We start from the raw sequence: 14095 nt of genomic DNA on the forward strand, positions 1-14095 counted from the left end.
TGTCCGCGTTTCGGAGCTTCAGACGGCGGTATAGCCGCCGTCGATGACCAGCTCGGAGCCGGTGGTGAAGCGGGATTCGTCGGAGGCGAGATACAGCACCCCGTAGGCGATCTCCTCCGGTTCACCCTGCCGAGGAAGCGGGTTCCCGCCTACCAGCTGCTTGTAGTAGGCCTCCGGACCAATGTCGGACTGCTCTGCCGAACGGCGGCTCATCCGCGTGTTCATGGAACCGGGATGTAGTGAATTCACCCTTACGCCGTAGGGGCCATAGGCTGCGGCGTCGCACTTGCTCAAAAGGCGGACGGCCCCTTTGGTGGCGTGGTATAGCGGGACGTTGCGCCCGCCGGTCAGGCCGTGGATCGAGGAAAAGTTGACGATGCTGCCGGCCTGCTTCTCTATCATCGCCGGAACCACGTGCTTGGTCAGGAGCCAGACACCTTTGACGTTGACGTTGAAAATGACGTCGAAATCCTCCACCGTAGCGGTGTGGCTGGCACCAGCAGCGCCGATGATTCCGGCCGCATTGACCAGGATGTCCGGCGCACCGAGCTCTGCGCTGAGTCGTCGGACAGCGTCGGCGACGCTTGCTTCGTCAGTGACATCAACGTCGTACTCGGTGATACCTGGGTGGCTGGCCGGGGCCGGGGTGCCGGCGCGGTCCAGGCTGGCAACCCGGGCTCCGTGATCGGCGAGCAAACGGGCCGTTGCGCCGCCCAGGTCTCCCCTGCCTCCCGTGACAACGGCAACCTTTCCGGCCACGCGCCGGGGTGTGCCCTCCCGATGTGCCTGCGTAGCAGTCTCCATGTCCAACTCCTCCTGCCGCGGCATTGCGGCTCTGAAACCCTGGGTATGACGCAGGGCAGCACGGAACAGGACCCAACGGGCCTAAGTGTGTGGTGACCGGGCGAGCTGCCCTGCTGATTCCACTCTGCCAGTGGGCCTGTGAGTGGAGCCACAGCGTTACCGATGAACGGGAATCAGATGTTTCCGTTGCTTTGACGGAGTGCGCCTTTAAGCTCTCCCCGCCACCCCAGGGCGCGGGAAATGCCGCGGGCGGCGGTCATCAGGACCGGTACCCGGATGCCGGCGTTTTCTTCGTTCCTGGGAACCACGACGCTCAGGGCGGCGACCACGGTGTTTGCGCGGCTGAAAACCGGCACGGCGATACCGCTCGATTCCGGGACGATGATCCCGGGCATCGATGCGAACCCTCGTTGGCGGATGCTTGCCAGGTGACGGCGTAATTCCGCGGGATTGGTCAGCGTGGCTTCGGTGAATTTTTCGAGGGGTCGTGACAGGAAGAGATCCTGGTACGCAGGCGGCGAGTACGCCAACAGGACGAGCCCTGAGGAGGTCCCATGAACCGGCAGGCGGCCAGCGACTTTGGTGATGTCCACCAGGGAATCCCGGGATCCGATCCGTTCGATATACAGGACTTCGTCTGAATCCAGGATCCCCAGCGTCGTGGAATGCTGCACGACGGACTGCACATCTTCCATGAATGGCAGGGCGGCTTCCCGGAGGCCCACCATGCGCGAACTCCGGGACACCAACTCCCACAGCCGGGTGCCAATCCGGACCTCCGCATTCGCTTCCCGTTCCAGCAACCCTTCCAGGAGGAGCTCATCGACCAAGCGGTAGGTCGTGGTCACCGGGAGCCCGGAACGCCGGGCCAGGGTGGCGACGCTCATGGTGAGATGGGCGTCGTCGAACGCTCCCACCAAGCGGACGACGCGGCGGATGACGGACTCTCCTGAGGACGAGTTGGCCACCTCAGCCTCCGGATTTTACGCGGGAAACGAACCGGAACCTGTCCCCGCGGAAGGCGCTGCGGGTCCACTCCACCGGGGCGCCTGCGGCGTTGCGGGCCAGCCGGTGGACTACCAACAAAGGGGCGCCCATCTCGATGCCCAGCAGCCTGACATCCTCCGGACCGGCCAGTGCCGTCTCCACAGTGTCCTCAACGTCGGCAACCTGAAGCCCGTAAACATCGGCGAGCACTGCATAGAGCGAACCGGCCTTGGCCAGATTGGATTTGAAGCGCGGCAACTTGCCCGGAAGCCAGGCGACCTCGTGCGCCAGTGGCTCTCCCTCAATCAGGCGGATGCGTTCAAGGCGGGTTACCGGATCACCCTGGTCCAGGCCCAAATGGGCTGCGACGCCGGCGTCGGACTTAACAACGTCCAGCGCAAGCAGTCGGGAGTCTGGCCGAAGCCCCTGATTGCGGGCGTCGTCAGAGAAGGACGTCAGTTGCCGGACGTGGGTCACCTTGGGAGGGGCTACAAACGTGCCGTGTCCTTGGACGCGCCCAAGCCGACCCTCTGCCACCAGTTCGCTGATGGCCTGCCGGACCGTGGTGCGTGACGTCGCATACTTCTCGGCCAGTGCCCGTTCCGTAGGGATGAGGGTACCCGGTTGCAGGCCCGCGATAAGCCCGAGGACTTCGGTCTTGAGAAGGTAGTACTTCGGGGCGGCGGGCGGGACAGCTGTGGGCATATTGGACATCCTACTTGTAGACAAGTTGATTGGTCTATGCCAATCTTGATCGGGTTGGTCTCATCCGCTTCCACCACATCCCGGCAAGAGCCTACGTTTCCACCTAGTCAAGGGACAATGATGTCAATCCTGCATGGCCACTCCCGCAGAGGTGCAGGACCCTTCGCCATGTTCGGAGCACTGGCTATTATCGGGACCATGCTTGTCCGAAAATCCGCACCCGAAACGAAGGGACGTCAGTTGGAGGAAATACAGCGGTTCCGGGGGAACGACGGACAGCGGCGCGGGCGCAGCACCACAGCTCCGGTCAGTTCGACACACAACGATGCCGCAACGGAGGCACGACGGTGACGCCCCGGGTGCTGGGCCTGCACATCGGCGGTTCCAAGACTCACGCCATCCTCTCGGACAGTACGCAGCCGGACGAAACCCAGGGAGGCGCCGCCACGGCAGCCGGCCTCGAGATCACCGAAGCAAGTGCCAACCTTTCCTCGGTGGGTCACCAGGGAGCGGACGCCGTGCTGCGCAGGATCGCCGCGAGGGTCGGCGGAGGGGTCAAGGCAGTGTGTGCCGGAGCAGCCGGCGCCGATACTCCCGCGAGCCGTGCCGTACTCTCTGCGCTGTTGAGTGAACACTTTCCCGGCGCCCGCGTGGAAGTGGTCCATGACACGCGCATCATCCTCGCTGCGGCCGGGCTCGACGCCGGAGTCGTCCTGGTTGCAGGTACGGGATCGGTGGCCTGGGGGCGGAACCACGACGGATTGGAAGCCCGCAGTGGCGGCTATGGCTACCTGCTGGGTGATGAGGGCGGCGGCTACTCCGTGGTTCGCGACGCCGTCCGTGAAGCCCTGCGGGAGTACTACGCCGGGCTGGAACCCGGCACGCTGGTCCGTGCCCTGATGGCGGCCACTGCCAATGTGGACGCCTTGCAGCTCATGGACTCCTTCTATGCGAAGCCGGAGCCGGACCATTGGGCCATGCTGGCTCCGCTGGTCCTGGAACTCGCAGCTGAAGGCGACTCCGCAGCGGTACGGATTCAGGCAGACGCGGCCCACCACCTGGCGGCTCTGGCCCGACAGGTCCTGGGGGAACTTGGCCTGGACCTGCCGCTGGTCATGGCCGGCAGCCTGCTGGTGAACCACGATCAGCTGGCCGGAGCCGTTGCCCGGAAGGTCTCCCTCGAAGATCCGTCATCCATACGGATTCTCCCGAAAACTCCTGTTCATGGTGCCGTGGAACTGGCCCGCCAACTCATCAAGGACTGACGCGCGGACAGGTGATCCGTGCAGGCAACCGGAGTAGTCTGGATCCATGCCTTGCACGACGGGTGGTTGGTGACGTTGGCGCGGTCCAAGCAGCGGTGGCTGCCTGCCCTCGTGATCACCCTTGCTGTGGCCATCGCGGTGGTTTTCGGCTCGGTCCAGGCCGGGGCTACCGCGTCCCTCCCGGCGAAAACGGCTGACGAAATCCTGGCAATGATCGCCCGCTCCGAGGTTCGGGCACTCTCCGGCACCCTGGTACAGACCGCTGAGCTGGGGTTGCCCGAAATCCCCACTGCGGGACCGGGTATCGCCTCCGGAGGGGCATCAGCCATGGAATTGTTGACTGGCTCTCACACAGCACGGGTTTACGTGGACGGTCCGTCCAAAGCCCGGGTCCAGATCCTGGACCGCATGGCTGAACGTGACATTGTGGTCAATGGCGGCGACGCATGGTTCTACAACTCGGCGGACAACAGCGCCACGCACCTGTCTGCGCCGGCACCAACCATAGCGGAGGTGCCCTCCTTGGCCGGCCCGCGGGAGTCGCTTCCTCCCACACCTTCACCGGACATGTCGTCACGGGACATACCCACCCCCGAAACCATGGCTCGCCGGTTCCTTGCAGCCCTTGATGACAGTACCGAGGTGTCCGTCGGGGAGGCCTCCTCTGTCGCCGGCCGCAATGCGTACCGCTTGAGCCTGCACCCCCGCAGCACGGAGACCCTGGTTGAGTCCGTGGCCATCGACGTTGATGCCGAAACCGGTCTTCCCCTGGGCATCGAAGTCCGGGCCAGGGGCCAGTCCGAACCCGCGTATTCGCTCGCGTTCAAAGAGCTGGACCTGTCCACCCCGGACGCGGCCCTGTTCCGGTTCACCCCTCCGCCGGGCGCCACTGTGACGGAGAAGGCCCTCCCCGCCAAACCGGTTCCCACCCTGCAGGCTCCCACCATGCCCGCACCGCAGGGCTCATACCGGCCTGGCCTCCCCCACCCGACCGTAACCGGCGAGGGGTGGGACGCTGTCCTTGCTTTCCCGGCAGGGAGTGCTCCGGCTGACCTCACGTCGAACCCCCAACTCGCCCAGGTTTTGCAACCGGTCGAGGGTGGCCGCGCGTTGACGACGTCGCTGCTGAGCGTCCTGATGCTCGACGACGGCCGCATCTACGTGGGCATGGTGCCTTTGGAACGGCTTCAGTCAGCCGCTGCCGCCCTGTGAGCGAATCCGTTCCCGCTGGCTTCGCCATCGAGACTCAGGGCTTGGTGAAACGCTTCGGCCACCGCTCTGCCGTTGATGGAATTGACCTTGCGGTGCCCCGGGGCTCTGTTTACGGTTTCCTCGGTCCCAACGGTTCGGGAAAAACAACGACCATCCGGGTGTTGTTGGGCCTTGCTTCGGCGAACAGCGGCACCATCCGGATCCTCGGCCGGGAGATGCCGCAGTCTTTGGCTTCCGTCCTGCCGGAGGTCGGAGCGCTGGTGGAGGGGCCGGGTTTCTATCCCTTCCTCTCCGGTACGGGCAACCTCATGCGCCTGGATACCGCGGACCGCCACGCTTCCTCGTCCAGCAGGCGGCAACGGGTCCATGATGCTTTGGAGCGCGTCGGGCTTTCCCATGCCGCAGGAAAAAAAGTCCGCGCCTATTCCCTGGGCATGAAGCAGCGACTGGGCCTGGCAAACGCCCTGCTGAGGCCACGGGAATTGCTTGTCCTGGACGAACCAACCAACGGCCTTGACCCGCAAGGTACCCGTGAGGTGCGTGGCTTGGTTCGTTCCCTGGCTGCTGGTGGGACCACGGTGTTTGTTTCCAGCCATTTGCTGGCTGAGGTGGAGCAGATGTGCACCCACGTGGGCGTCATGAGCGCCGGCCGCTTGGTGGCCCAAGGTCCGTTGGACGAGCTGCGCTCCTCCGGACAGGCACAGGTCCTGGTCCAAACCCCCGACGTCGATCGTGCTGCCCTCGTCCTGACGAGGCTGGGTTTGGTTACCCGCGATGCTCCAGGTACTTCAGGTCGCTGGGGATCCACGGCGCTGTTGGGGGCGGGCCTCGATGGGCTGGAGCCTGAAGCCATCGTGGCCGCCCTGGTCGCTGACGGGGTCCGGGTGCGGGGGTTCAGCATCGAGAACCCTAGCCTGGAGGACCGGTTCGTGTCCCTGACCGGGGAGGGCTTCGACGTTGCCGGCTGAAACCAGAGGGAGCCGCACAGCGGTGGCTGCCCGTCCAGGCGTCGGATGGGCGCTGCTGGGCTCGGAACTGTCCGTGCTGTTCCGCCGGCTTCGCACGTGGGCCATGCTGATTGCACTGGCTGCCGTGCCCATCCTGATTGCTGTGGCGGTCAAGTTGTCGTCCCGGCCCACGCCGCCCGGACGGGGGCCGCTCTTCCTTGACCGCATCACCCAGAACGGGCTCTTTGTTGCCGTGACTGCCTTGGTGGTGTGCGTTCCGTTGTTCCTTCCGCTCACCGTTGGAGTGGTGGCAGGAGACACGATCGCCGGAGAGGCCAACGTTGGCACGTTGCGGTATCTTTTGCTGGCTCCCGCAGGTCGCATCCGCCTGTTGCTCGTCAAATATGCAGGGGCCGTCGCCTTCTGTTTCGCCGCGACGGCGACGGTCGCAGCCTTTGGCGCGCTGGCCGGCGTCGTACTTTTTCCCGTGGGACCGGTAACCCTCTTGTCCGGCGACACCATCAGCGTGGGCGAGTCTGCAGTGAGATCCCTGCTGATCGCCGCCTACATCGCGGTGTCCCTGCTGGGGCTCTCCGCTATCGGCCTGCTGATTTCCACCTTCACCGATGTGCCGGTAGGGGCCATGGCCGCCACCATCGTGCTTTCCGTGGTCTCACAGGTGCTGGACAACCTGCCCCAACTCGAGTGGCTGCATCCCTGGCTCTTCAGCCACCATTGGTTGGGTTTTGCGGATCTTTTGCGGCAACCGATCTCCTGGACCTCGTTCGGCGCGAACGCGATTCTGCAAGCCGGGTACATCGCGGTCTGCGGCGCGCTCGCCTACGCGAAATTCTCCACCAAGGACGTCTTGTCATAGCTTTGTCGTAGGCTCTGTACATGGCCAGATTCTTTGACGTGCACCCGGAAGATCCCCAACCACGCGCCATCGGCCAAGTGGTGAACATGCTTCAGGGAGGCGGCCTGATCGCCTACCCCACCGACTCCTGCTACGCGCTTGGTGCCCAGATCGGCAACAGGGACGCCTTGGACCGCATCAGGGCCATCCGGCATTTGGACGACAAACACCACTTCACCCTGGTGTGCAAGGACTTTGCCCAGATGGGGCAGTTCGTGATGCTTGACAATGACATTTTCAGGAGCATCAAGGCAGTTACCCCCGGCAGCTACACCTTCATCCTCCCTGCCACACGTGAAGTTCCCAAGCGGCTCCTGCATCCCAAGAAGAAGACTGTGGGCGTCCGCATCCCGGATCACAGGGTGGTCCAAGCACTCCTGGCCGAACTCGGTGAGCCTCTGCTGTCCAGCACGCTCCTGTTGCCGGACGAGGAGGAACCCTTGACCCAGGGGTGGGAAATCAAGGAACGGTTGGACAACCAGGTGGACGGTGTCATTGATGCCGGTGACACGGGCTCCGAACCGACAACCGTGATCGACTTTTCCAGTGGAGTGGCCGAGGTAGTCCGACGCGGAACAGGCGATCCTTCGCGTTTCGAATAAGCTGCGGGGTCCCGGAGGCCAACTCAGCGGAACTGGAAGCGGCACCCCGAGTTCAGCGCCACCTGGGCGACGCCCGTCATTTCCAACGACAAGGCGGACGGCGGCTGCGACGCAGGAAGAGGCGGGTAGGCGACGAAGATGGCCACCTGGCGATTGCCGTCGGCGCTGCTGATGGCAACGCTTCCATAGCCGGGGACATCTCCGGCATGGCCGTAGTAGGAGCCGTTCGTGCAGCGGTCGTCCCAGTGATCCAAGCCAAGGCCGTACTCACCGAACACGGTACCTTTCATGGCGATAAGGTTCCCCGGCGCCAGTAGTTGCCCCTTCAACAGCGCAGCGTGAAAAGTGCTGATGTCCTGCACGGTGGTCACCAGACCACCCGGGGAAGCGCCTCCTCCCGGCGCCGCAGGAAAGGTGATGTCCTCGGTCCCGCCGTTCACCTGGAGGTAGCCGTGGACCAGGTCGTCAGGAGCCACAGAGTCCGGCACCAGGAGCATCGTGGAATGGAGGCCCAAGGGTGACAGGATGTCCGCCCGCAGTGCGGCGTCAAGGGTCGAACCCCGGAGCTGTTCCACCAATCGGCCCAGCAAGGCGTCGGCTTGGGCAGACGGAACACCTGGCAGGTTTCCGGGGGTGCCGAGGAGTTGGCGGATCGTGAGTTGATTGCCTGGCGCCAGGGAACCAGGCAGCAGCGCCGTGACGGGGTCGTCCAAGGACAACCGGCCCTCCTCCGCCAGTCTGAGTACCGAGACAGCCAGCATGGTCCGGAGTTGCTGTCCCACAAGGAAACGGTCGCCGGGTTGGGCCGCAATCCGCCCTTCGCGGCTCCTCACCCCTGCTGCGTGCGTCCACTCCTGCCGGCCGACCCGTACCTTCATGAGCACCGCTGAAGCGCCTTCCTCAATTTTCTCGCGGGAGAAGAGCTCCAAGGTGGCCCGGAGCTCTTGGAGGGCGGGGGAAAACGTTGGCGTGTCCTGGGGCGGCGTACTGGGCGTTTCGGTGACCGTCGGAATGAGCGGAGGTTCCGGCGTCGACGGTACCGCTGTTGCTGTTGCCGGGGGCCGCAGCTGCGTGCTCGGCTGGGAGGGCAGGGGTTCCGGCGTGCCGGTGCAACCGCAGACCATCAACCCGCATACGAATGCGAGGGTCAGGAACCCCTTCCCTGGAAGTTCCGGCATGCCGGCTCCCGGCTCACTCCTCCGGCTTGCGGGCCCGGCTCGGCTGCACGCGCATGGGCTCGCCCGGCATCTTCGGGAATTCCGGCGGGAAGGGCATCTCACCCTGTCCGTTGTCGACGTCTCGTTCCCACCAGGCGAGCAGCACGTCGATATCCCCCGGGTGGTCATGCATGGCTGCCCAGGGATCCCCGGTCTTCGCCAGGCGGTCCGGGACTGTGGCGATGGTGTACTTTGCGGGATCGGCGTTCTCCAGCTCATCCCACGTCAGCGGACAGGACACCTGGGCTGTGGGGACGGCGCGGGGGCTGTACGCCCCGGCGATGGTCCTGTCCCGGTTCGCCTGGTTGAAGTCCACGAAGATCCTGCTCCCGCGTTCTTCTTTCCACCAGGCTGTTGTGACCTTGTCCGGCATGCGCCGCTCCAACTCCCGTCCAGCGGCAATCACGGCGTGGCGTACCTCAAGGAACTCGTGCTTTGGATGGATCGGCGCGTAGACGTGGAGTCCGCGGTTGCCTGAGGTCTTAATGAACGCCGTCAGGCCGGCTTCCTCCAGGACGGACCGGAGTTCCTGCGCGGCCGGAATCGCGTCGTCGAAGTCGGTGCCCGGCTGCGGGTCGAGGTCGATCCTCAACTGGTCCGGGTTGTCGGGATCATTGGCCCGCGACGCCCAGGGGTGGAACACCACGGTATTCATCTGCGCAGCCCAAACGGCTGCGGCGGGCTCGTCAATCACCAGCTGCGGATGCGACCGTGCACTGGGATAGGTCACCGGAACCGAGCGGACATACTCCGGGGCACCCTTGGGCGGATTTTTCGAGAAGAACATCTCGCCCTCGATGGTGCCGGAGTAGCGCTGAAGACTGACGGGCCGGTTGCCGTTGGCGGCAACAAACGCATCGCCGACATCTATCAGGTAGTTGGCCAGGTCCAGCTTGGTCAGTCCCGCCACAGGCCACATCACCCGGCTTGGACTGGAAATCCGGACCTCCCGCGGGCCGTCGGGACCGGGCACAGAGACAGTGGTTGCTTCGCTCGCCATGGCCACAAGCTACCCCGTTAAGGCCTTGCGCGTCAGCACCCCGGGCATTTTGGTGTCGTGGGCAATGATGGATACATGCCAAACACTGAAACACCAGTCACCATCACTGTCGGTGAAGCCACCGTCTCTGCCCTTCACATCCGGCCCGTAGGTCCCGTTGCCACGGTGGTCGTGGCGCACGGCGCCGGAGCAGGGATGGAACACCCGTTCCTGCAGGGTTTCACTGAGGCACTGGCCCGCGAAGGAGTGGCCACCCTGCGTTTCAACTTTCCGTACCGCGAAGCGGGCCGGCGCTTCCCGGAGCGCCCGCCCCTGGCCATCGCCACCTGGCGGGCCGTCATGGATAAGGCCGCTGAGCTTGGCGAGGGCGAGCCACTCTGGGCTGCGGGCAAGTCTTTCGGTGGACGCATGGCATCCATGGCAGTGGCCGACGGCATGCCTGCCAGCGGCCTGGTGTACCTCGGCTATCCGCTCCATGCCCCCGGCAAGCCGGAGAAACTGCGCGATGAGCACCTCTACGGCGTCACCACACCCATGCTCTTCCTCCAAGGCAGCCGCGACACGTTCGCAACACCGGAGTTGCTGGAGGCCGTTGTGGACAAAATCGGTCCGACGGCGACACTCCAGTGGAGCGAGGGCGGCGACCATTCGTTCGCAGTTAAGGGCGTCAAACGGGGAGCCGCCGAAACGGGGGCGTCGCTGGCTCCTGCTGTGGCAGCTTTCCTGCGGGCCAACCCGTAGACGCACTTCTCCCGTAACTACTTTCCTGCGGGCTACTTGGGAAGGGGTTCGTGGCGAAGGTAGGACCGACGGAAACGTCCTGTACCGGCCGTGAGGGCGCGCAGTTCGATGGCGTATCGGACCAGCTCCTGGTCGGGCACTTCGGCGGTGATCTCTGTCCCCTCGGCGTCTGCGGCTGTGGTGCCGGTGACCCGCCCGCGCCGTCCGGAGAGATCGCTCATCACCGCACCCACGTAATCGTCGGGAACGCTGATGACGACTGACGAGACAGGCTCCAGCAGTTGGATCCTGGCGGCGGCCGCAGCCTCACGGAGTGCCAGCGCCCCGGCCGCTTGGAAGGCCGCATCAGAGGAGTCCACACTGTGGGTCTTTCCGCCCACCAACGTCACCTTGATGTCGACCACGGGAAATCCTTCGGACACTCCCTTGAGCATCTGTGCACGGACGCCCTTCTCCACAGAGGCGACGAACGTGCCGGGGATTGCCCCACCCACGATTTTGTCCGCGAAAGCGAACCCTTCCCCCCGGGCCAGGGGTTCCACTTCGATGTCGCAGATGGCAAACTGCCCATGGCCTCCGGATTGCTTGACGTGCCGTCCGTGTCCTGCGGATTTGCTGGCGAAGGTTTCCCTGAGCGGAGTGATGACGTCAACGGTTTGCAGTTTGACCCCCTGGCCGCGCAGCCTGTCCAGGACCACCTCGGCATGGGCTTCGCCCATGCACCAAAGGATGAGCTGGTGGGTGTCCTGGTTGCGCTCCAATCGGAGCGTGGGATCGGCGGCCGCCACTTTTCCAATGCTCCTGGCCAGTGCGTCTTCATCGCTGCGTGAGGCTCCTTCGATGGCGATGGGCATCAGGGGCTCGGGCATGTTCCACGTCTCGATCAGCAGCGGTGCTTCCCTGTCGGATACTGTATCGCCCGTCTCGGCGCTGGCCAGTTTGCTGATGGCGCAGATGTCCCCGGCGATGCATTGCGGAACGGCCTTCAAGCTGGAGCCTACAGGCGCGTAGAGATGCGTGATGCGTTCGTCGGCATCGTGGTCTTCATGGCCCCTGTCCGCGAGTCCCCTGCCGCCCACATGGACCGAGGTATCTTCCCGCAGGGTCCCTGAGAACACCCGCACCAGGCAAACGCGTCCGAGGAACGGATCCACGGTGGTCCGCACCACCTCGGCGGCAAGGAGCCCCGCAGGATCGCAGTTCAGGGGCTTCAACGACGTACCGCCCAGTGTCATCACCGCGGGGTTGGTGCGTTCCAGGGGCGACGGCAACGCATCGGTCAACAAGGCCAGAAGTTCAGGGAGGCCGACGCCGGTTTCAGCGGAGGTGGGCAGGACGGGGAAGAAGGTTCCGCGGGCCACCGCGGTTTCCAGATCCTTGATGAGGTCGGCCAGTGGCAGCTCTTCGCCGCCCAGGTACCGGTCCATCAGCGTTTCGTCTTCGCTCTCGGCAATGATCCCTTCGATCAAGGTACCCCGGGCCTCCTCGAGGTCCGCAACAGGTACCCGGTCGCCATCTCCGGAGCCGTGGAGCACTCCGACAAGGCCGGCGTTGCCAGCCGCGGGAAGATACAGCGGCAGCACAGACTCGCCGAAGGCTTCCCGGCACCGTTCGACGGCGGCGCTGAAGTCAGCGCGGGGATGGTCCAGTTTGCTCAGGACAACAGCACGCGGCATCCGGACTTTTCCGCATTCCTTCCACAGGGCGATGGTGGCACCGTCGATGCTGTCGACGGCGGAGACAACAAAAAGGGCCGCATCGGCGGCCCGCAAACCAGCGCGCAATTCGCCGGTGAAGTCCGTGTATCCCGGAGTGTCGATCAGGTTGACCTTGACGTCACCCACCAGTATCGGGGCGACCGACATGGTCACGGACCGTTGCTGGTGAATCGCGGACGGATCGGAATCGCTGACGGTATTGCCCTCGCTGATGGAGCCCATTCTGCTGATGGCCCCGGTAGCTGCGAGCAAGGCCTCCACCAGTATCGTTTTGCCGGCTCCCGAATGCCCGACGAGTGCGACGTTCCGGATTCCCGCAGGGTCGGCGGCAGCAAATGCCACTCCGTTGTCACCCCGCCTGGCCTCAGTCGTGCCGCTTCCTTTAGCCGTTTCGCGCGTGCCCTTGGCGGACATGGGCACCTCCTGGTGTTGTATCCCTGCACGGAGTCCGAATGCCAGGCAGTTCGAACGTTAAAGAGGATTGGACACCCTGAGGCGACCACAGGGCAAGGGTTGGCGGCCACGAAACCAGGCAGACCGCCGTCGTGCCGGTGGCCCCCCGACACCCTCGGAACTAAACGGCGAGGATCCCCCACAGAAACCATGCGGACGCTGCCACACATCCAGCGATCACCACAGTGAACCCCGTCAACCACACGAGGGCCGGGACACCGGTGGTGCGGCCCAGGATGAAGGCGTCGGAGGCCGTGAGCCTGTCCCGGCGCCGGGTGTGGACGCCCAGAACCTTGAAGAGGTCGCGGACACCTCCCACGGACAGGGCAATGCCGAGGACGAGCACCACATAGTCGACGGTGGCAGGCGACGCAAAAAGGACCAGAAGTTGTGCGATGGCAGCACTCAACACCGCAACGAGGATTCCCGTGAGGTTGCGCAGGAAGATCAGCGACACCAGGAGGACCACGGCCCCGACGGACATGGCGGCGCCGGACCTGCCTGCAGCAAATGCGGCAATGAGGCCCAGCCCGACGACCGCGGGCGCCGGGTAGCCCCAAAAGCCTGACCACGCCGCACCGAAGGCGCTTCGTCCGCTGCTGACAAGCCGACCAGAATGGTCGAGCCCGATGCGGAGGCTGTGCACAAAACGGCCGGTCATCAATGCCGCATAGGCGTGGCCGAGCTCGTGGACGAAGGTGACGTACAGGCCGAACCACCGCCACGTGATGCGCGGAATGCTGAGGACGATGGCGCAGGCGAGGATGCCGAGCAGTGCCGGCAGCGGCACGGCGGTGGTGTGGGTGTCGGTGAAGCCGCGGATCACTGCGTCCCACCAGGTTTGGGCTATGTTTCGGTCACTTTCGACGTTCACAGGAGCGACGACTGACGGCGCGAATGCAGTCCGGCGATCAGGATTTCGAGGCCGAAATCGAAGGCAGCTTCACCGCGCTCCGTTGGTGGACCGGCGTGGGCAAGGGCCCCGGTGAGCGTGGGGTATCCCTGCTCCGGCGGCGCCCAGACAACGTCGGGTGCCGCAAGGTCCAGGGCGAACCCGAGCGCGAAACTGTCAATGGTGGAGATCGCTGACACCACGTCCCGACCACGGAATCCAGCGCCTTCCAGCGCCACGGCCAGGTTTTCATACAGGGCAAGAACCTGATCATCCTGGACAGTTTGGAGAACCAGCAGCGGTGCGAGCCGGGGATGGCGGGCAAAGGCGTCACGGTAACTGCGGACGATTGCACGCAGTGCGGCTTCCCAATCGTCCTTATCCTCCAGGACATACGGGCTTTCGGCGATAATCCGTCCGCGCATCAGCTCGAGAATTTCTTCCCGTCCACTGACGTGGTTGTAGATGGATGACTGGCTGACCCCGATCCGCTTTGCGAGTTTGGGCAGGCTGAAGTCCCCTGCCTCGTCAACCAATTCGAGCGCAGCGGTGACGAGTGCATCGACGGATATCAGCGGGACCAGCGGGCGTGCCATACGGGTGTCTCCATTCAGGTTGTTGTTACGACTCTAGCCA

Annotated in this window: 14 protein-coding genes; 6 read left to right on the plus strand and 8 right to left on the minus strand. The window is 64.5% G+C overall.

The annotated features are described in order from the left end of the window. Positions 1-18 precede the first annotated feature (18 nt). From QF015_RS01850 to QF015_RS01860, 3 genes are all read right to left on the minus strand, one after another. Positions 19-804, minus strand: a complete 786-nt coding sequence (locus tag QF015_RS01850) for an SDR family NAD(P)-dependent oxidoreductase (RefSeq protein WP_429386481.1) — start codon at positions 802-804, stop codon at positions 19-21. A 173-nt stretch (positions 805-977) separates the two neighbouring features. Further along, positions 978-1772, minus strand: a complete 795-nt coding sequence (locus tag QF015_RS01855) for an IclR family transcriptional regulator (protein WP_429386483.1) — start codon at positions 1770-1772, stop codon at positions 978-980. Position 1773: 1 nt separating this feature from the next. After that, positions 1774-2496: a GntR family transcriptional regulator gene (locus QF015_RS01860; RefSeq protein WP_397336847.1), complete on the minus strand. Its 723-nt coding sequence runs from the start codon at positions 2494-2496 to the stop codon at positions 1774-1776. 347 nt (positions 2497-2843) lie between these two features. On the opposite strand from QF015_RS01860, the gene QF015_RS01865 reads away from it, so the two are divergent. From QF015_RS01865 to QF015_RS01885, 5 genes are read left to right on the plus strand one after another with little or no spacing between them, the layout of a single operon-like run. Further along, entirely contained in the window at positions 2844-3761 is a 918-nt protein-coding gene (locus QF015_RS01865) for an N-acetylglucosamine kinase (protein ID WP_310205026.1), read from the plus strand. An 18-nt stretch (positions 3762-3779) separates the two neighbouring features. Then, positions 3780-4973 (plus strand): LolA family protein, encoded by a 1194-nt coding sequence (locus QF015_RS01870; protein ID WP_429386486.1) that lies wholly within the window; start codon positions 3780-3782, stop codon positions 4971-4973. Next, positions 4970-5941, plus strand: coding sequence for an ABC transporter ATP-binding protein (locus tag QF015_RS01875; protein ID WP_310205032.1), 972 nt, complete (start codon positions 4970-4972; stop codon positions 5939-5941). Before QF015_RS01870 ends, QF015_RS01875 begins: the two co-directional genes overlap by 4 nt. Positions 5942-5963: 22 nt before the next feature. After that, positions 5964-6797 (plus strand): ABC transporter permease, encoded by an 834-nt coding sequence (locus tag QF015_RS01880; RefSeq protein ID WP_429386490.1) that lies wholly within the window; start codon positions 5964-5966, stop codon positions 6795-6797. A 20-nt stretch (positions 6798-6817) separates the two neighbouring features. Further along, positions 6818-7438, plus strand: coding sequence for an L-threonylcarbamoyladenylate synthase (locus QF015_RS01885; RefSeq protein ID WP_310205037.1), 621 nt, complete (start codon positions 6818-6820; stop codon positions 7436-7438). Between the two features lie 23 nt (positions 7439-7461). Here the strand turns inward: QF015_RS01885 and QF015_RS01890 are convergent, their stop codons facing one another. Both QF015_RS01890 and ligD read right to left on the minus strand, forming a co-directional pair. Then, positions 7462-8616, minus strand: coding sequence for a serine hydrolase domain-containing protein (locus QF015_RS01890; RefSeq protein WP_429386494.1), 1155 nt, complete (start codon positions 8614-8616; stop codon positions 7462-7464). Positions 8617-8629: 13 nt separating this feature from the next. Continuing rightward, the gene (ligD, locus tag QF015_RS01895; protein WP_310205042.1) at positions 8630-9655 is read right to left on the minus strand and encodes a non-homologous end-joining DNA ligase; all 1026 of its coding nucleotides are present in this window, start codon (positions 9653-9655) and stop codon (positions 8630-8632) included. Positions 9656-9730: 75 nt separating this feature from the next. On the opposite strand from ligD, the gene QF015_RS01900 reads away from it, so the two are divergent. Then, positions 9731-10396: an alpha/beta hydrolase family protein gene (locus QF015_RS01900; RefSeq protein WP_429386497.1), complete on the plus strand. Its 666-nt coding sequence runs from the start codon at positions 9731-9733 to the stop codon at positions 10394-10396. Between the two features lie 32 nt (positions 10397-10428). On the opposite strand, the gene QF015_RS01905 is transcribed toward QF015_RS01900, so the two are convergent. The 3 genes from QF015_RS01905 to QF015_RS01915 all read right to left on the minus strand — a co-directional run bounded on the left by QF015_RS01905 (position 10429) and on the right by QF015_RS01915 (position 14055). Further along, on the minus strand, positions 10429-12528 hold the full coding sequence (locus QF015_RS01905) for an elongation factor G-like protein EF-G2 (RefSeq protein WP_429386498.1): 2100 nt from the start codon (positions 12526-12528) through the stop codon (positions 10429-10431). Positions 12529-12688: 160 nt separating this feature from the next. Then, positions 12689-13441: a M50 family metallopeptidase gene (locus QF015_RS01910; RefSeq protein ID WP_429386501.1), complete on the minus strand. Its 753-nt coding sequence runs from the start codon at positions 13439-13441 to the stop codon at positions 12689-12691. After that, a complete protein-coding gene (locus QF015_RS01915) occupies positions 13438-14055 on the minus strand; it encodes a TetR/AcrR family transcriptional regulator C-terminal domain-containing protein (RefSeq protein WP_310205051.1) in 618 nt (205 codons plus the stop codon). The genes QF015_RS01910 and QF015_RS01915 overlap by 4 nt, the downstream gene beginning before the upstream one ends. Positions 14056-14095 lie beyond the last annotated feature (40 nt).

Source organism: Paenarthrobacter sp. TE4293, from assembly GCF_050435325.1.
GTDB lineage: Bacteria > Actinomycetota > Actinomycetes > Actinomycetales > Micrococcaceae > Arthrobacter > Arthrobacter nitroguajacolicus_C.